The following is a 17166-nucleotide window of genomic DNA, read 5'->3' as shown; positions in this document are numbered from 1 at the left end:
GACCGTCGGCATGATCGACGAGCGGGAACTCAAGGCGTTCACGGGCGAACGGATCATCTCGGTCAGCGAGCCCGAGGTGTTCGCCCAGCGCGCCCTGCTCGACGCCTACGACCGGCGTGATCTCACGGTCGTCCTGGACAACGCCCCCCGGCTGCTCGCCCCGGTGCGGGAGCTGCTGGCCGCGCGGATCGACGGTGACGGCGGCGCCCTGCGCCCCGGGTTCACCCTGTGCTCCGCGGCGATGCGCTCCGACGCCTGCGACGACGACCTGGATCAGGCCATGCTCGCCGTGGTCGGCCGGGCGGACCTGGACGAGCTGACCGGCGCCGACCTGCTCGGACCACAACTCGATCATCCCGGCGCGGGCCGGGGCACCGACCGCCGAGTCGACGAGGACCTGGCACCTGACGATCCCGCCGCGGACGGCCACGGCGTGGTGGTCGTCGGCGGCGGGATCGTCGGACTCACCGTCGCGCTGTTGCTGCGGCTGCGGGGGTATCGCCGGATCCGGGTGCTCGATGCTGCGCCGGCGGATCGCGCGGATCCGGACCGGCAGGGCACGACGTTCGGGGGGGCCAACGCGCGGCACCTGTCGGCGACCGAGACCCTGCCCCCGACGGACGCGGGCCGGGCCGGCATCCTCGAGCGCGGCCCGGCGGACGGCGGCTGGCGGCTGCGCGACCCCGCCTCCCTGAGCGCGGCCGAGCTCGCCTGGTCAGAGGCGCTCGACCGGGGCACCGACCGGCCGGGCCTGCACGCGACGACCCAGGAGCTGGTGATCGCTCTCAACCGGCTGGGGCTGCGCGGCTGGGAGCGCCTGTTCGCCGTCGACGGCGCGGGCTGGCTGGCCGGCCTGCGCCGGGACGCCCGGCTGGCCCGGATCTACCTCGGTGCCGCCGACCTCGCCGCGGGCGAACGGCTTCAGCGCGCGGCCGACACCGGCGCCGTCCGCCTGCCCGGTGAGGCGCTGGCCCGGGACTGGCCGGGCCTGGGCACCTCGGTGCCGCTGCCGGGCGGCGTGCGGGAGATCGCGGGCGCGGTCGAGGTGGACGGCTACGCCGTCAACATCCACGATCTGGCGACGGCGCTGGCCAGCCGGCTCACCGACCTTGGCGTCGAGGTGCGCGCCGGCGTCCGGGTGCGCGGGCTCGACCCGGGCCGCGGCCCCGGCACGAACAGCGCCGCCTGGGCCGGGAGCGGCCCGGCCGGGCGGCCGGAACCGGCGGGGCAACCAGAACCGGCGGTGCGGCCAGAATCGGCGGTGCGGCTGCGTCTCGACGACGGCTCGGCGCTGCCGGCGGATCACGTCGTGATCACCACCGGGGGCCGTGACCTGGACCGGCTGCTCGGCGCCGCCTGGCCCGGGGCCGGCGCGGTGGCGCATCTGCTCGGCCTGTCGCTGACCCTGCCGAACCCCGGGCTGCGCCGCCCAGCGAAGATCCACGCCGGCGATCCCCTCGGCGTGATCAACGTCTCCCTGTCCCCCGACGGCACGTTCATCCACGTCAGTGGCGGCTTCGGCTACCTGGGCCTGGCCGAGCGCCAGTCCGCGGCGGCGGGGATCGCGGGGCTGCGGGACGTCGCCGAACGGGCCATCGCCGGCCTGTTTCCGGCGCTGCAGCGGGCCGACGGCAGCCCTGACGTGCGCGACGTGCGCGTATGCGAACGTCCGACCACCCCCGACGGACTCCCCCTCGTCACCGCACTACCGGGCCACGCCGGCCGGGTCCTGGTGGCCGCGGGGACGAACGCGGGCGGCGCGGTGCAGGCGCCGGCCGTCGCCCTCCTGGTCGCGGACCTGCTCGACGACGCTCCCCGCTGCGCGGGCCTCGCGATGGCGGCCGACCGGATCGGCCTCCCACACATCCCGGAAAAAATGCTCTGCGCATCAGAGTAATGACGTTACGTGGCAGGCACTCCCGTCGCCCGGCGCGCCCCGCAACTGGCGCGTTATCGTCGAGCAACGTGTTGGTGTGCCCCGACCTCCTGGCTCGCCAGACCCGTTCGCGGGACCAGGTCGACGCGCCGAGGGACGGACAGGAGGCGACGCCGGTGACCGACGGGGACGGGGACGTGAGCGTGGTCCGCTGGCCGCCCAGCCGCATGCGGGCCCGGCTCGACGATGTGATCGCCGTCTACAAGGCCGCGTTCCTCGATCACCACGAGGCCGACCCCGTCCGGGCCGCCCGGGACCGGGCCCTGCACGCGCGTCGCCACTTCGACCGCCGTGACCTGCTCGCCGTCGCCGCCGTCACCCCCGACGACACCCTCGTCGGCATCACCTACGCGCTGCCCGGCCAGCCCGGCCAGTGGTGGCACGACGTCGTCGTGGACGCGCTTGCGGCGGCCTCGGCAGCCACGGCGGCGCACTGGCTCGACGACTGCCTCGAGATCGTCGAGCTGCACGTGCTGCCCTCCTACCAGGGCCGCACGATCGGCCGTCAGTTGCTGCGGGAGCTGCTGCGGGACGTCCCGCAGCGGACCGCGGCGCTGTCCGCGCTTGAACCCGCCGGCAGCCGGGCACGCCGGTTGTACGCCAGCGAGGGATTCGTCCCGCTGCTGTCGGACTTCCAGTTCCCCGGGACGCTCACCCCCTACGCGGTGCTCGGCAAGGAGCTGCGGGGTCCGTCGGCCGCCAGCCCCGCCGGCGAGCTCGCCGGCGACGCCGACCAGCCGGAACCCGTGCGGTGACCCTCCGCGGCCCGGCGTCCACGGCGCTCGGGTCGGCCCGGCCCGTACGCCGGAGCATCCCCGGCAAACCGCCCGGGCACCGGGCACCGGTCTGGGGATGGATTCCCGCGCTGGCCACGGTGGCGGTGCAGATCCCCTACCCGCTCGTCGGCGGTGCCGGGCGCAGCGCGCTGGCCGTCGCGACGGTCCTGCTCTTCTTTGCCGCGTCGACGGCGCACGCCCTGGCCACCCGCGGTCCGCTCTGGACCGCCGGCTTCCTCGCCGTGACCGTCGGTGGGGGGCTCGCCGTGGAGACGGTCGGGGTTCACACCGGCGTCCCGTTCGGCCGCTATGACTATGCCGGCTCGCTCGGCCCCCGCCTGTGCGGCGTCGCCGTCGTGGTGCCGCTGGCCTGGGCGATGATGGCCTATCCCACCTACGTCCTGGTACGGCGGCACCGGCGCGCCCCGGTCCGCGCCGCCGTGCTCGGCGGCCTGGTGCTGGCCACCTGGGATCTGTTCCTCGACCCTCAGATGGTCACCGCCGGGCACTGGCACTGGCTCGGCGGCGGTCCGGCGCTCAACGGGATCCNGCTGACGAACTTCCTCGGCTGGCTGCTGGTCGGCACCATCATGACCGCGACCCTGCTCGCGCTGCCCGACCCGACGCGCCGTGCCCACCGCGACGAGCGCATCCCGCTGGCCCTGCTGGCCTGGACCTACCTGTCGTCGGTGCTGGCGAACCTCGTCTTCTTCGGTGAGCCCGGCGTCGCGGTCACCGGCGGGGTCGCGATGGGAGCGGTGCTGGCCGTGGCGCTGCGGCCCTGGCGCGCCGACCGCAGAGCGGACGATCCCGGGCGGTGGGGGTGGCGGTGACGGCGGTGCGAGCCGGAGCGGCGGTGCGAGCCGGAGTGGTGCGGACGGCGGCGTTGGCGTCCATGGGTATCGCGGCGCACGCGGCGGTGAACGCCCGGCTGCTGCGTGTGGCGCCGCCGGCCCGGCCGGTGCCGGAGCGGGTGTCCGTGATCCTGCCGGTCCGAGACGAGGCCGCCCGCCTGGACGGCTGTCTGGCGGCCCTGCTGGCCGCGCGGGACGTGCCCGAGCTGGAGATCGTCGTCTACGACGACGCCTCCACCGACGCCACCGGGCGGATCCTGGCCGGCTGGGCGCGGCGCGACGGGCGGATCGTCCCGCTGCGCGGCGCCGGCCCACCGCCCGGCTGGCTGGGCAAGCCGTACGCCTGCGCCGGGGCCGCGGCCGCCGCGACCGGCACCGTGCTGGTCTTCGTCGACGCCGACGTGATCATCGCCGCCGACGGGCTGGCCCGGGCCGTTGCGCTGCTGCGCGACAGCGGGCTGGACCTGGTCTCGCCGTATCCGCGCCAGGTCGCGGCGAGCCCGGCGGAGCGGCTCGTCCAGCCGCTGCTGACCTGGTCATGGCTGGCCCTGCTGCCGCTGCGCGCGGCCGAGCGGTCCCCGCGGCCGTCGCTGGCCGCGGCCGGCGGCCAGTTCCTGTGCGTGGACGCGGCGGCGTACCGCCGGGCCGGGGGGCACGCCGGGGTCCGCGACCAGATCCTCGAGGACATCGCCCTGCTGCGGGCCGTGAAGCGCTTCGGGGGGCGCGGGGTGATCGTCGACGGCACCTCCCTGGCGACCAACCGGATGTATGTCGGCTGGGCCGAGCTGCGCGACGGCTACGCCAAGTCGTTGGCCGCCGCCGGCGGCAGCCCGGCGGCCAGCGCCGCGCAGGTCGGCCTGCTGTGGTGGCTGTTCGTCCTGCCTGCCGCCGCGGCGGCGCGCGGCTCCCGCGCCGGACTGGCCGGCTACCTCGCCGGGGTCGCCGGCCGGGTGGTCGCCGCCCGGCGCACCGGGGGGCGGAGCTGGCCGGACGCCGCCGCCCATCCGGTCTCGGTCGGCCTGCTGGGATACCTGACGGCGCTGTCGTGGTGGCGGCGGCGGCGTGGCACCGCGGCCTGGAAGGGCCGACCGGTCACGGCACCCCCGCGGCGGCGCGGCCCGCGGGCCGGCTCGTAGAGTCGACGCCGTGGCCCGGGTGGTAGTGATCGGCGCCGGGGTGGGCGGGCTCGCCGCCGCGGCCCGCCTGGCCGCCGCGGGGCATGATGTCACCGTCTGCGAGCAGTCGTCGCGGATCGGCGGGAAGCTCGGCTGGTACGAGCGGGACGGCTACGGCTTCGACACCGGGCCGTCCCTGCTGACCATGCCCGCCGTGTTCGAGGATCTGTTCGCCGCGACCGGCGGGCCGTTGCGCGCCGAGCTGGACCTTCGCCGCCTCGACCCGATCGCCTCCTACCGGTTCGCCGACGGCACGACGCTGGCCGCGCACGCGGACGACGACGCCTTCGCCGCCGAGCTCGACGAACGCCTCGGCGGCGGCGCCGGCGGTGACTGGCGGCACCTGGCCGACCGGGCCGCGCGGATCTTCGACGCCGCCGAGGAGCCGTTCCTGTCCAGCCCGGTGCGCGCCGCCGGGCTCGCCCGGCTGGCCTGGGCCTCACCCGGAGACGTCGCGGCGGTCGCCCCCGGCCGCAGCCTGCGCGGCCTGGGCCGCAGCTACCTGCGCGACCCGCGCCTGCGGATGGTGCTGGACCGCTACGCGACCTACTCCGGCTCCGATCCCCGGCGCGCCCCGGCCGCCCTGGTGTCGGTGGTGCACGCCGAACGCCGCTTCGGCGGCTGGTACGTGCCGGGCGGGCTGCGCCGGCTCGGCGAGGCGATCGCGCGGCGCGCCGAGGACCGCGGGGCCCGGATCCTGGTCGACACCCGGGTGCTGAAAGTGACCCGCACGCCCGGTGGCCGGGTCGACGGGGTGCGACTCGCCGACGGCCTCCTGCTGCCCGCCGACGTCGTCGTCGCGAACGTCGACGCGGCATCGCTCTACGGCCGGCAGGCGCACGGCCTGCCGGTGGACGGCCGGCTGGTGGACGACCGGACCGGGCGGCGCCACGTCCGGCGGGCCACCCCGTCGATGTCCGGGTTCGTGCTGCTGCTGGCCCTGTCCGGCGGCACGCCGGGGCTGGGCCACCACACGGTCACCTTCCCGGCGGACTACGACGGCGAGTTCGACGCGGTGTTCGGCGGGCGCCTTGCCGACGACCCGGCGGTCTACATCGCCGCCCCGGCGGACCCGGCCTGCGCGCCGCCGGGCGGCGAGGCATGGTTCGTCCTCGTCAACGCCGCGCCGCACGCCGCAGCACACGCCCCGGCGGCGGGGCGGCCCGGCGCACGCGGGCTGGACTGGGACAAGCCCGGCCTGGCGGACGGGTATGCCCGGCACATCCTGGACATTCTCGCCGCCCGCGGGTTCGACGTGCGGTCCCGACTGCGGTGGTACGAGACGATCACCCCGGCGGACCTGGAGCGGCGCACCAGCTCGGTGGGGGGGTCGATCTACGGCGGGTCGTCGAACGGAGCCCGGGCGGCGTTCCTGCGGCCGCCGAACGCCGCCCGGGTGCCGGGGCTGTTCCTCGTCGGCGGGTCCACCCACCCGGGCGGCGGCCTGCCGCTGGTCGTACTGTCCGCCGGCATCGTCGCCGGGCTCGTCGGGCCGGCCTGACCGCCCCGACTCACCCGGCGCCCGCGGCCTACAACCCGGCGCGGACCAGCGTCACCGAAGTGACGCCGGAGACGTACCGGCCGCCCTTGGTGTCGCCGGGAGCGGTCAGCCGGGGTCCCTCCTTCGCCAGCGACACGCCGTCCTGGGTGACGGCGAGCAGCGCCTCGGTGCCGGCGAAGCCGGGGTCGATCTCGCCCCACGAGACGACCGACTCGTAGCCGTCGCTGGCGTGGACGACCGCGGCGTAGCGCAGCGCGTCGTTCTTCACGTCGCTGCGGAACGCCGGCTTCGCCGCCTGCAGGACGTCGTAGAGCAGGGGGCCGGTGTAGGTGTGGGTCTGCGGGCCCGCCCCGCTCTGGAAGGTCACCGTCTGGGTGTGCTGCGGGTACTTCGCGGCGAGGTCGGCGACGGTCAGCAGTTGCGGGTGCGCGATCCGACCGAGGAACAGCACCTGACCCGGCGGCAGAGTGGGAACGGGATGCGGGATCGCCTTGGCCGGCGCCGCGGCCGGCGCCGCAGCCGGGGTGGCAGCCGGGGTGGCAGCCGGGGTGGCAGCCTCGGCCCGCCAGGTCGGCAGCAGGCTGACGACGAGGATCGCGGCCAGGGCCAGAACGATCGCGACGACACGCGGACGGGACATTCTGCGGGCGAGGTACGACACCATTTCCCCGAATCTTTCGTGGCTACGGAGTCCGCCGGTCACGCGGCCGCGGCCCGCGGCCGATCGGCGACTGTGTGGATGGCCAGATCGTAGCGATGAATCCGCAGATCTGGGCAGAAAACCAAGAAGAATCCGCGAATGCGGATCATCTTGCCGGTTTCTCGCGCGTCCGCCTGCAGCGGTCCGGCCCTGTTCGGCCGCAGGCGGGACGGCGACCACCACCGGAAGGGACGAAGGAGCAACCCACGGTCAACCGCGACCGCCCAGATCTTCCGAGCCCCGCCGGTCGGACGACAGTCAAAACCGTCCGCACACTGAACAGATCTCCCGCATACGGTCTGCGCCCACGCGACCGTGGACTCAGGCGCCGCTCGGGCAAGAAGGAATGGACGGGGATCGGTACGGGCCGAGGAGCCGCCCGCACGCGAGGCCCAGTTCCTTAGGGATCACCATGATTGTCAGAGTCGGGCCCGCACCTGGGTTAGCCGACGACTACCTGAAGTCAATGAGCGACGCGGAATCATCCGGCTAGTCACGGGGTGGGGGCGCGCCCAGCAGTGCGGCACGCAACGTCACCAGGAGCTGGCCGAGGCCGACCACGCACACCGCGAACGTCGCGCCCGCCGCCACCGTCCCGGCGAAACGGGCCAGGTCAGGGATGATGCCGGCCCCCGCCAGTCCGAACGCGGCGATGATGAGCCGCGTCGGCCGCTCGCCGACCGTCACGACGCCGATCTCTCCGAAGCCGGCGTTGCCGGCTCGCGCCCGGGTGTACTCCAGCAGCCCCAGTGCGCACCCGGCGGCGACGAGCAGACCGCCCGGCGCCCCGACGTACCACAGAGCGACCAGGTACAGCGCGTCGCCGCAGCGGTCGGCGACCGAGTCCAGCACGTAGCCCCAGGCACTCGCCCGATCGGTCAGCACGGCCACGGCTCCATCGAGGCTGTCGGCCACGCCTCCGAGCAGCATCACCACCACCGCCAGCAACGGCCAGCGGCCCCCGGCAGCGGCGGCCGGCAGCGCGAGCACCGTGACCGCCACCCCCGCCGCGGTCACCGCCGACGGCGGCACCCGGCGGGCGGCCAGCGGGCTCGCGGCCCGGTGGACCAACGTCAGCCAGGCACGCACCAGCCACAGCCCGCCCAGCGGGTCGTAGCCGCCGTGCAGGGCCGACCAGCGCGCGAGATAGGTGTCGCGGTCGGGTACCGGGGTGCGCACACCATCCATCGTGCCCGGGACATCCACCGTGCCCGGGACATCATCATGCCCGGGACGTAGAGTCGCGTGGACTGCCACCGCGGGCCACGGCCACGTCGGCCGGTGGGAGCGGACGGACGAGGCCAGGCCGGCCCCGCCAGGCGGGAGTGACGTGACCGAGCAGGTAAGCGGCGTGGTGGAGAGCCTCGACGACCTCGACCCGCGGGTGGTCTTCGCCCCCCACCGCCATCAGGTGATCCTCGCGGTGCGGATCACTCCGGTCTTCAACACCCTCGACCTCGGCCTCGTGGCGGCGGTGATCGACACCGCCAACCAGGCCGGGTTCGCGCTGGTGCGCGAGCAGACCTTCCGCGACGAATGGCTGCTGTGCGTGTTCGACGCCTACGACGACATCGAGTAGGCGCGGCCCGGCCGCCGGGCGGCACCGGCGGGGATGCGGCGCCCGCCTACCGGACCGCCTCGAAGATCTCCCGCGTGACGCTGGACCGGTTGAGGGTGATGAAGTGCAGGCCGGGCGCCCCGCCGTCGAGCAGGCGGCGGGACAGCTCCGTCGCCACCTCGAGGCCGACCGCCCGCACCGCCGCCGGGTCGTCCGCGACGGCCTGCAGTCGGGCGGCCAGCACGGGCGGGAAGGCGGCGCCGGACAACTGCGCCATCCGGACTATCTGGGCCACGTTCGTCACCGGCATGATCCCGGGAATGATCGGCTTGTCGCAGCCCAGCGCGCGGACCCGCTCGACCAGCCGGAAGTAGTCGTCGGCACCGAAGAAGAACTGGGTGATGGCGTAGTCGGCCCCGGCGTCGAACTTGCCCACCAGGTACCGGGCGTCGGTGTCGAAGTCGGGCGAGCGGGGGTGCTTGTCCGGGAAGGCCGCCACCCCGACGCAGAAGTCCCCCACCGACTTCACCAGCCGCACGAGCTCGTCGGCGTGCTCCAGGCCCTGCGGGTGGGCCGTCCAGGTGCCCTGCGGGTCGCCGGGCGGGTCGCCGCGCAGCGCGATCACGTTGCGCACGCCCGCGCCCGCATAGTTGCCGATCACCTGACGCAGCTCGGCGACGGAGTGGTTGACCGCGGTGAGGTGGGCGATCGGCGTGAGGGTGGTGTCGGTGGCGATCCGCTCGGTCACCCGGATCGTGCCCTCACGGGTCGAGCCGCCGGCGCCGTAGGTCACCGACACGAAGGAGGGGCGCAGCGCCTCGATCCGGCGCAGAGCGGTCCACAGGTGACGCTCGCCCTCGGGCGTCCGGGGCGGGAAGAACTCGAACGAGAACGAGGGACGTCCGGAGGCGAGAAACTCCCCCATCGTCGCCGGTTTCGCGCTCACACTCCGAACCGCCGTCATGCGACGAGAGTAGACCGGCGCGGACCTCGGCCGGGGACGTACCCCCGGGCCGGAAACACGCGTGACCGCCACGCGACATCAACGGACAGCATCAGGAACCTACGGGCAGCATCAGATCGGCAGCGGCCCCAGCGGGGCGGTCAGGCCGATGCGAACCCGGCCGGCGACGGTGCGGGCCACCACCCGCCGCGTGGCCCCCGGCGTCGGTGGCAGCGCCACGTCGACCGCGCTGGGATCGCCCGTCTCGACCTCCACCGCGTACCCGCCGTCGGGGAGCATGACCGTCAGAAGACCCGACTCGGTGTGCGCATGGACGGCGTCCGGCGGCTGGTCGAAGTGCAGGTTGACGTCCCCGCCCCGGCTGCGGGCGGCGACCGGGCCGGCGCCGAGCTCGCGGCCGGCGATCGTGCCGTCGCGGGTGACCAGCGACAGCTCCCCGCGCACGCCCCACAGGGTGATCTCGCCGGCGAGCACCTCGGCCCGCACCCGGGTGCCGGGCGGCACGGCCAGCCTGACCCGCACGTCGCTGCGCCGCCCGTCGACCCGCAACACCGACCCGGCGGTGGTCACCGCGGGGCTCGACCGGCCGGGCCGGCGCCGCACCGTGAGGTCGACACGCACGTCCGAGCGATCACGTTCGGCGACCTCGACCCGGCCCGCGGCCACCATGACCTCGACGGCGTCTATACCGTCGACGGTGTGAACCAGCTCGGCGGGTGGCATCCGCAACAGGGACAGACCGCCCACCGCGGCGGCCAGCAGCACGATGGCGATCACCAGGATGGCGGTGTCGAACACGGGCACACCGCACGGTACCCCGGTCACCGATGACCGATGTCCGGCCGCGGGTCTCCGCCGTGCTGCGCCGGTTCGCCGACGCTCGGGGGGCGGCGCTGCGCGACATCGACGCCGATCTCGACCCGTTCGTCCGAATCGCCGAGGACGTGCTGCTCAGCGAGGGCAAGCGGGTGCGGCCCGCGTTCTGCTACTGGGGCTGGCGGGGTGCCGGCGGGCCGGACTGCGACGAGATCGTGACGGCCGCCGCATCCCTGGAGGTGCTACACGCCTGTGCGCTGGTGCACGACGACGTGATGGACGGCTCGGAACTGCGTCGCGGTGAGCCGAGCGCCCATCGCCGCCTGACAGGGATGCACCGCCGGGCCCGGCTCGGCGGCGATCCGGAAACCTTCGGCCGCTCGGCGGCGATCCTGCTCGGCGACCTGTTCCTGACCTGGGCGGACGATCTGCTGATGGCCAGCGGGCTGACTCCCGGCGCCCTGGCGCGGGCCTGGCCGACGTACGCGCGGATGCGCGGCGAGCTCGTCGCCGGCCAGTACCTCGATCTCGCCAGCCAGGTGGGCGCCGCGACCAGCCAGGTGGGCGCCGAGAGCGCCGAGACCAGCCAGGCAGGCGCCGAGCGGCCGAGCACCGGGCCGCCGCGCGGCCTCGATCCGGCGCGGGTCGCGCGGATCGCCCGGTACAAGACCGCCGGCTACACGGTGGTCCGACCGTTGCAGCTCGGCGCCCTGCTTGCCGGGACCCGCCCCGGCCTGCTGGAGATCTACGCGGCGTTCGGTCACCCGCTTGGTGAGGCGTTCCAGCTCCGCGACGACATCCTCGGGGTGTTCGGCGACCCGGCGGTGACCGGCAAGCCCGCCGGGCAGGACCTGCGCGACGGCCGGCCCAACGGGCTGCTCGCGCTGGCCCTGCGCCAGGCGCGGCCGGCGGCGGCAGCCCGGCTGCGCGACCTCGTCGGTCGGCCGACACGACCCGGCGCGGTCGAGGAGGCGCGCGAGCTGATTGCCGCCAGCGGCGCGCCGGCCGCGGCCGAAGAGCGGATCGCCGCGCGCACCGCGCAGGCCCTGGCCGTCCTGGAACGCTTCGACCTCGACGACACCACCCGCGGCGCACTGGTGGAGCTCGCGACCGCGGCCACGGTGCGGGCACAGTGACGCGTACGACCGGGCCAGTCGTGTACGACCGGGGAGAGCTGGAGAGAGGGGGCGGGCGNCGGATGCGCACGGTGGAGGGCCCGACGGATCACGTCGTCATCGTCGGTGCGGGATTTGCGGGGCTGTCGGCCGCGCTGCGCCTGGTGGGGGCCGGGCGGCGAGTGACGGTGCTGGAGCGCGAGGCGGTGCCGGGCGGCCGGGCGGGGCTGCTCACCCTCGGCGGCTACCGGTTCGACACCGGCCCGACCGTGCTGACCATGCCCGAGCTGATCGCCGACGCGTTGGACTGCGTCGGGGAGGATCTCGACCGCTGGCTGACGCTGACCCGGCTTGACCCGATGTACCGGGGGTTCTTCGCCGACGGCTCGTCGCTGGACGTGCGCGCCGACCCGGCCGACACCGCGGCGGAGATCCGGGCGCTGTGCGGCCCGGCGGAGGCCGCCGGCTTCGAGCGGTTCGTCACCCTGGTCACGGCGATGTACCGCGCGCAGGTACGGCATTTCATCGACGCCCAGGTGGACTCGCCGCTGTCGCTGCTGCGCCCGCAGCTCGCCCGGCTCGCGGCGCTGGGCGGCTTCCGCCGGCTCGACACGGTCGTCGGCCGCCACCTGCGCGACCCGCGGACCCGGCGAATGTTCTCCTTCCAGGCGATGTACGCCGGGCTCGCCCCGCACGACGCGCTCGCCCTCTATGCCGTCATCTCGTACATGGACTCCGTCGCCGGGGTGTACCACCCGACGGGCGGCATGCACGCCGTCGCCGAGGCGATGACCGCCGCGGCGGTCAAGCACGGAGTGACCGTGCGCTACGAGACGACGGTGAGTCGGGTGGAGGTGCGCGGCGGTCGGGCGGTGGCGGTGCACACCACCGCCGGCGAGCGCATCGGCGCGGACGTGGTGGTCCTCAACCCGGACCTGCCGATCGCCTACGCCGAGCTGCTGCCGCCGGCGGCGGCGCCGGCCCGGCTGCGCCGGCTGCGCTACTCGCCGTCGTGCTTCCTGCTGCTGGCCGGCGCGCGGGTGGAGTATCCGCACGCGGCGCACCACACCATCCATTTCGGCCAGGCCTGGCGGCGGACGTTCACGGAGATCATCGACCGCGGCGAGCTGATGAGCGACCCGTCGTTTCTCGTCACCACCCCGTCACGCAGCGAACCGGCGATGGCGCCGGCCGGCGGGCACGCCTACTACGTGCTGTTCCCGACGCCGAACCTCACCGCGCCGCTGGACTGGTCGGTGCTGCGCTCGCGCTACCGCGACGAGGTCGTCGCCACCTGCGAGCGGCGTGGCTACGCCGGATTCGGCGCCGCCATCGAGGTGGAGCAGGTGACCACCCCGGCCGATTGGCGGGCCCGCGGGATGGCGGCGGGCGCGCCGTTCGCCGCCGCCCACACCTTCCGCCAGACCGGCCCGTTCCGCCCGGCGAACATGGCGCCCGGGCTGGCGAACGTGGTGTTCGCCGGCAGCGGCACCCGGCCCGGCGTCGGCGTGCCGATGGTGCTCATCTCGGGACGACTGGCGGCGGAGCGGATCCTCGGCGCCGATCGCGGTTACCGCTCGCGTGCGCTGCGCGCCGCAGCCCCGGCCTGAACCGAAAGTTCCTGAACAGGGGCTTAGAAGACGCTTGCAACCGAGCCGTGCCGAGTCCGTTGGCGCCCGATTCCGCGCCGGGGCTGGGAGAATACCGGCATGGACGATGGGCAGAGCCCGGCCGGCCTCGCCGCCCCGGACACCACCTCGGACGCGGCGCTGCTCGAGCGCGCCCTGTTCGAGATCAAAAAAGTGATCGTCGGGCAGGACCGCATGGTCGAGCGCATGCTCGTCGCGCTGCTCGCCCGCGGGCACTGCCTGCTCGAGGGCGTGCCCGGGGTGGCCAAGACGCTGGCGGTGCAGACCCTGGCCACCGTGGTCGGCGGCTCGTTCGTCCGGATCCAGTTCACCAACGACCTCGTGCCCTCGGACATCGTGGGCGCCCGCATCTACCGGGCCAGCCAGGAGGCGTTCGACGTCGAGCTCGGGCCGGTCTTCGCCAACTTCGTACTGGCCGACGAGATCAACCGCGCGCCCGCGAAGGTGCAGTCGGCGCTGCTGGAGGTCATGTCGGAGAAGCAGGTCTCGCTCGGCGGAGCCACCCACCGGCTACCCCGGCCGTTCCTGGTGCTCGCCACCCAGAACCCGATCGAGTCCGAGGGCGTCTACCCGCTGCCCGAGGCCCAGCGCGACCGGTTCCTTATGAAGGTCAACGTGCCCTACCCCAGCCCCACCGAGGAGCTGGAGATCGTCCGGCGGATGGGCGTGTCGCCGCCGGTCCCCGAGCGCGTCCTGGGCCCGAAGGTGCTGGAGCGGCTGCAGGCGCGGGCCGACAACGTGTTCGTCCACCACGCCATCACCGAGTTCGCGGTGCGGCTGGTGCTCGCCACCCGGGCGCCGGCCGAGGCGGGGCTGCCGGAACTGGCCGGCCACCTCGCCTACGGCGCCTCGCCGCGGGCCTCCCTCGGCCTGGTCGCCGCCGCCAGGGCGCTCGGCCTGCTACGCGGGCGCGACTACGTGGTGCCGGACGACGTGGTCGCCGTCGCCATGGACGTGCTGCCGCACCGGCTGGTGCTGTCCTACGAGGCGCTGGCCGAGGGGCTGACCGCGGACGCGATCGCCGCCCGCATCCTGGAGACCATCCAGCAGCCGCAGGTGGCGCCACGCCAGCAGGCCCCCTACCCCACCGGGCCCGTCGGGCCGAACACCGGCGGCTGGGGAACCAACCCGCGCTCGGGCTTCCCCGAATACCTCGACCGGGGCCCGATCTCATGACGCCGGACGCGGGCCGCCCCAGCCCGGTCGCCGCCACGCCGGCCGGCGACCCGGCGGTGGAGCGGACGCTGCGCCGCCTGGAACTCACCGTGCTGCGCCGCCTCGACGGGATGCTGCTCGGCGACCATCTGGGCCTGCTACCCGGCCAGGGCAGCGAGAAGGCGGAGAGCCGCGAGTACTCCATCGGCGACGACGTGCGCCGCATGGACTGGGCCGTCACCGCCCGCACCACCGTCCCCCACGTCCACGACCTCATCGCCGACCGGGAGCTGGAGACCTGGGCCCTCGTCGACCTCAGCGCCAGCAGCGAGTTCGGCACCGGCGCGTGGGAGAAGCGGGACCTCGCGGTCGCCGCCACCGCCGCGGTCGGTTTCCTCACCGCTCGCACCGGCAACCGGATGGGTGCGGTGGCGCTCACCCAGGCCGGCACGCGGCTCATCCCGGCCCGGCCGGGTCGCGACGGCCTGCGGGCGCTGCTGCGCACCCTGCTCACGCTGCCCCGCGCCGCACACGACCGGCCGCGCCGCCGGCCCGACCCGGCGGCTGCCACCGACCTCGCCGCCGCCGTGCAGGGCCTGCTGCGCCCGCCGCGCCGGCGCGGCCTCGCCGTCGTCATCTCCGACTTCCAGTCCACGGACCTCGGCTGGGAACGCCCGCTGCGCGTGGTCGCCGCCCGCCACCAGGTGCTCGCGATCGAGATCGTCGACCCGCTGGAGCTGGCCCTGCCCGCCGTCGGCCTGCTGCCCGTCGTCGACGCCGAGACCGGGGCGATGCTGGAGGTGCCCACCTCGTCGCGGAAGTTCCGGGAACGGTACGCCGCGGCCGCTGCGGCGCACCGCCGGGAGGTGTCGCTCGCCCTACGCCGCGTCGGCGCCGACCACCTCGTCCTGCGCACCGACTCGGACTGGCTCGTCGACATCGTCCGCTTCGCCTCCGCGAACCGGCGCGGCCGCGGCGCCGGGCGGCGCGCGCCGGTCGGCCGACCCGCCCGGGCGGGTACCCGGTGAGCTTCCTCGCCGGCCACTGGCTGTGGCTGTATCTGCTCGTCGCCGCGCTGCTCGTCGCCTACATCGTCGTCTCCGCGCGGCGGCGCGTGTACGCGGCCCGCCTGTCGTCCACCTCGGTGCTGGCATCGGTGCTGCCGCGGCGCCCGCAGTGGTGGCGCCGCCACGTCCCGGCCGCGCTGCTGCTGCTCACCCTCGCCGGCCTGGTGTTCTCGCTGGCCCGGCCGGCCCGCGCCGAGCGGGTTCCGCGGGAACGCGCGACGATCATCCTGGCCATCGACGTGTCGAACTCGATGGCCGCCACCGACATCGCCCCGAACCGGTTGGAGGCGGCCAAGCAGGGCGCCGAGGCGTTCGTCGACCAGCTCCCGCCGCGCATCAACCTGGGCCTGGTCTCCTTCGCCGGCAGCGCGACGGTGCTCGTGCCCGCCTCCACCGACCGCGAGTCGGTCCGCGCCGGCATCCGCGGCCTGCAGCTCGGCCCGGCGACGGCCATCGGTGAGGGGATCTTCGCCTCGCTGCAGGCCATCAACACCGCCGGCAAGCGATTCTCCGACGCCGGGCAGAGCCCGCCACCCGCGGCCATCGTCCTGCTCTCCGACGGCGAGACCACTCGCGGCCGGCCGAACACGCAGGCCACCGATGCCGCCCGGCAGGCGCACATCCCCGTCGACACCATCGCCTACGGCACCAGCGACGGCACGCTCGATGTCGGCGGTCAGGAGGTGCCCGTCCCGGTCAACGAGCAGGCCCTCAACGAGATCGCCGACCAGACCGAGGGCTCCTACCACCGGGCCGCCACCGGCGACGAGCTGCGCTCGGTCTACAAGGGCCTGGGCAGCTCCATCGGCTACCGCACCGAGTACCGCGAGATCACCACCTGGTTCCTGGGCCTCTCCCTCGCGCTGGGCTTCCTCGCCGCGGCGAGCTCGCTCGCCTTCGCCTCCCGTCTGCCATAACCATCCCCACCGGCCGGATTGCGGCGGGGTCGATGTGGCGGGTGGCGTGGGCGAGGGTCCCTGCCGGCTCGGGTCCGGGCAGGACCGGTGGTGCTGCGACAAGGACGCGGCCGTCGACAGTCCGCGCGGTGACGGTCCCGTCCGCGTCCCGGCCCAGGCTGATGTCGTCGTCGTGCACCGCCCGGTGATGGGTGGAACAGAGCAGCAGCAGCCGGTCGATGTCGGTACCACCCCCGCGGCCCCACCAGGTGAGGTGGTGCAGGTGCAACCAGCGGGTGTGACCGCACCTCGGGTACTGGCAGCGCCCCTGGTCACGCAGGTAGACCGCCACGCCCCGACCCCCACCCGCGCCACCCCGACCGGCTCCTCAGTCCCACCCGCGGTACCTTCCTGCGGGTCCGCCGTGTTGCTGCTGGTGGGAGTGGGTTGAGTGGTGAGGTGCACGGTCAGGGTGTGACCAGGGTGCATCAGCCCCGGGGCGGGCCGGTCGAGGAACCCGTCGGCCAGCGCGACCAGCGCGTCGGCGTCACGCCGCCGATCCCGTGCGATCACGACCTTCTCCCCGTCCGAGGGCACCCCACCCTCGTCGCCCGTGCCGGTGCCTGCTGGGAGACTGTCGCCGGCCAGGGAGGTGGTGTCCTCGAGACTGGCCCGGGCGGCGTCCAACGCGGCAATCAGCCGGGCGCCCTCGTCCGGGGACAGGACCGCACGCAGACACAGCATGCCGTCGCCGTCGAACGTCCAGGCCACTCGCCGTGCGGCCCGCCGGACCTTCGGATCACCATTGGCCTGCCGGTAGGAACGGACGAGCCGCTCCACCTGACCGGCCGAGCAGCGTCGGGCACGGGCCAGCCACAGCTCCTCAGTGGCGGGCTCGGCGACCCGGGTCACCGCCCGCACCTTCGCATACGACACCGTGCCCGCCGCGAACGCCGCCCGAAGGACCGGAAGACCCTCCAACGCCCGCGCCGTCGCCACCTGCT

General features: G+C 74.8%; 14 protein-coding genes and 2 pseudogenes. 12 read left to right on the top strand and 4 right to left on the bottom strand.

The window, feature by feature from the left end:
• The 6 genes and pseudogenes from UK82_RS05940 to UK82_RS05920 all read left to right on the top strand — a co-directional run.
• On the top strand, positions 1 to 1897 hold a 1897-nt coding region (locus UK82_RS05940), incomplete at its 5' end, for an FAD-binding oxidoreductase (protein ID WP_236705560.1).
• Between the two features lie 206 nt (positions 1898 to 2103).
• Positions 2104 to 2691: a GNAT family N-acetyltransferase gene (locus UK82_RS05935; RefSeq protein ID WP_044883679.1), complete on the top strand. Its 588-nt coding sequence runs from the start codon at positions 2104 to 2106 to the stop codon at positions 2689 to 2691.
• A pseudogene (locus UK82_RS36070) lies at positions 2688 to 3261 on the top strand (carotenoid biosynthesis protein); the annotation flags it as partial. The gene UK82_RS05935 and the pseudogene UK82_RS36070, both read left to right, overlap by 4 nt.
• A gap of 1 nt (position 3262) precedes the next feature.
• A pseudogene (locus UK82_RS36065) lies at positions 3263 to 3545 on the top strand (carotene biosynthesis protein); the annotation flags it as partial.
• 62 nt (positions 3546 to 3607) lie between these two features.
• Positions 3608 to 4702, top strand: a complete 1095-nt coding sequence (locus UK82_RS05925; protein WP_044883677.1) for a glycosyltransferase family 2 protein — start codon at positions 3608 to 3610, stop codon at positions 4700 to 4702.
• A 10-nt stretch (positions 4703 to 4712) separates the two neighbouring features.
• Positions 4713 to 6242: an NAD(P)/FAD-dependent oxidoreductase gene (locus tag UK82_RS05920; protein WP_044883676.1), complete on the top strand. Its 1530-nt coding sequence runs from the start codon at positions 4713 to 4715 to the stop codon at positions 6240 to 6242.
• A 28-nt stretch (positions 6243 to 6270) separates the two neighbouring features.
• Here UK82_RS05920 and UK82_RS05915 read toward each other — a convergent pair whose 3' ends face one another.
• A complete protein-coding gene (locus UK82_RS05915) occupies positions 6271 to 6906 on the bottom strand; it encodes a hypothetical protein (protein ID WP_236705558.1) in 636 nt (211 codons plus the stop codon).
• A gap of 525 nt (positions 6907 to 7431) precedes the next feature.
• Entirely contained in the window at positions 7432 to 8130 is a 699-nt protein-coding gene (locus UK82_RS05910; protein ID WP_044883584.1) for a CDP-alcohol phosphatidyltransferase family protein, read from the bottom strand.
• A 142-nt stretch (positions 8131 to 8272) separates the two neighbouring features.
• On the opposite strand from UK82_RS05910, the gene UK82_RS05905 reads away from it, so the two are divergent.
• Complete coding sequence (locus UK82_RS05905) at positions 8273 to 8521, top strand: hypothetical protein (RefSeq protein WP_055406563.1); 249 nt, start codon at positions 8273 to 8275, stop codon at positions 8519 to 8521.
• Positions 8522 to 8567: 46 nt separating this feature from the next.
• On the opposite strand, the gene metF is transcribed toward UK82_RS05905, so the two are convergent.
• The gene (gene metF, locus UK82_RS05900; RefSeq protein WP_044883582.1) at positions 8568 to 9464 is read right to left on the bottom strand and encodes a methylenetetrahydrofolate reductase [NAD(P)H]; all 897 of its coding nucleotides are present in this window, start codon (positions 9462 to 9464) and stop codon (positions 8568 to 8570) included.
• A gap of 111 nt (positions 9465 to 9575) precedes the next feature.
• Entirely contained in the window at positions 9576 to 10289 is a 714-nt protein-coding gene (locus tag UK82_RS05895) for a hypothetical protein (RefSeq protein ID WP_044883581.1), read from the bottom strand.
• A 2-nt stretch (positions 10290 to 10291) separates the two neighbouring features.
• Between UK82_RS05895 and UK82_RS05890 the strand changes: the two genes are divergently transcribed.
• From UK82_RS05890 to UK82_RS05870, 5 genes are all read left to right on the top strand, one after another.
• Positions 10292 to 11416, top strand: coding sequence for a polyprenyl synthetase family protein (locus UK82_RS05890; RefSeq protein WP_055406562.1), 1125 nt, complete (start codon positions 10292 to 10294; stop codon positions 11414 to 11416).
• 62 nt (positions 11417 to 11478) lie between these two features.
• On the top strand, positions 11479 to 13005 hold the full coding sequence (gene crtI / locus UK82_RS05885) for a phytoene desaturase family protein (RefSeq protein WP_044883579.1): 1527 nt from the start codon (positions 11479 to 11481) through the stop codon (positions 13003 to 13005).
• 99 nt (positions 13006 to 13104) lie between these two features.
• Positions 13105 to 14220 (top strand): MoxR family ATPase, encoded by a 1116-nt coding sequence (locus UK82_RS05880; RefSeq protein WP_044883578.1) that lies wholly within the window; start codon positions 13105 to 13107, stop codon positions 14218 to 14220.
• A complete protein-coding gene (locus UK82_RS05875; protein ID WP_044883577.1) occupies positions 14217 to 15227 on the top strand; it encodes a DUF58 domain-containing protein in 1011 nt (336 codons plus the stop codon). Before UK82_RS05880 ends, UK82_RS05875 begins: the two co-directional genes overlap by 4 nt.
• Positions 15224 to 16183, top strand: coding sequence for a VWA domain-containing protein (locus UK82_RS05870; RefSeq protein ID WP_044883576.1), 960 nt, complete (start codon positions 15224 to 15226; stop codon positions 16181 to 16183). Before UK82_RS05875 ends, UK82_RS05870 begins: the two co-directional genes overlap by 4 nt.
• Positions 16184 to 17166 lie beyond the last annotated feature (983 nt).

Origin of the sequence: Frankia sp. ACN1ag (assembly GCF_001414035.1) — a bacterium.
Taxonomy (GTDB): domain Bacteria; phylum Actinomycetota; class Actinomycetes; order Frankiales; family Frankiaceae; genus Frankia; species Frankia torreyi.
The sequence above is the reverse complement of the archived record's forward strand: the minus strand, read 5'-3'. Positions and strand labels throughout refer to the sequence as shown.

Excerpts from the sequence above, each read along its gene's own strand:
- UK82_RS05935 (WP_044883679.1), top strand. The coding sequence starts at position 2,104 with ATGCGGGCCCGGCTCGACGATGTGATCGCCGTCTACAAGGCCGCGTTC.
- UK82_RS05925 (WP_044883677.1), top strand. The coding sequence starts at position 3,608 with ATGGGTATCGCGGCGCACGCGGCGGTGAACGCCCGGCTGCTGCGTGTG.
- UK82_RS05915 (WP_236705558.1), bottom strand. The coding sequence starts at position 6,906 with ATGGTGTCGTACCTCGCCCGCAGAATGTCCCGTCCGCGTGTCGTCGCG.
- UK82_RS05910 (WP_044883584.1), bottom strand. The coding sequence starts at position 8,130 with ATGGATGGTGTGCGCACCCCGGTACCCGACCGCGACACCTATCTCGCG.
- metF (WP_044883582.1), bottom strand. The coding sequence starts at position 9,464 with ATGACGGCGGTTCGGAGTGTGAGCGCGAAACCGGCGACGATGGGGGAG.
- UK82_RS05890 (WP_055406562.1), top strand. The coding sequence starts at position 10,292 with ATGACCGATGTCCGGCCGCGGGTCTCCGCCGTGCTGCGCCGGTTCGCC.
- crtI (WP_044883579.1), top strand. The coding sequence starts at position 11,479 with ATGCGCACGGTGGAGGGCCCGACGGATCACGTCGTCATCGTCGGTGCG.
- UK82_RS05880 (WP_044883578.1), top strand. The coding sequence starts at position 13,105 with ATGGACGATGGGCAGAGCCCGGCCGGCCTCGCCGCCCCGGACACCACC.
- UK82_RS05875 (WP_044883577.1), top strand. The coding sequence starts at position 14,217 with ATGACGCCGGACGCGGGCCGCCCCAGCCCGGTCGCCGCCACGCCGGCC.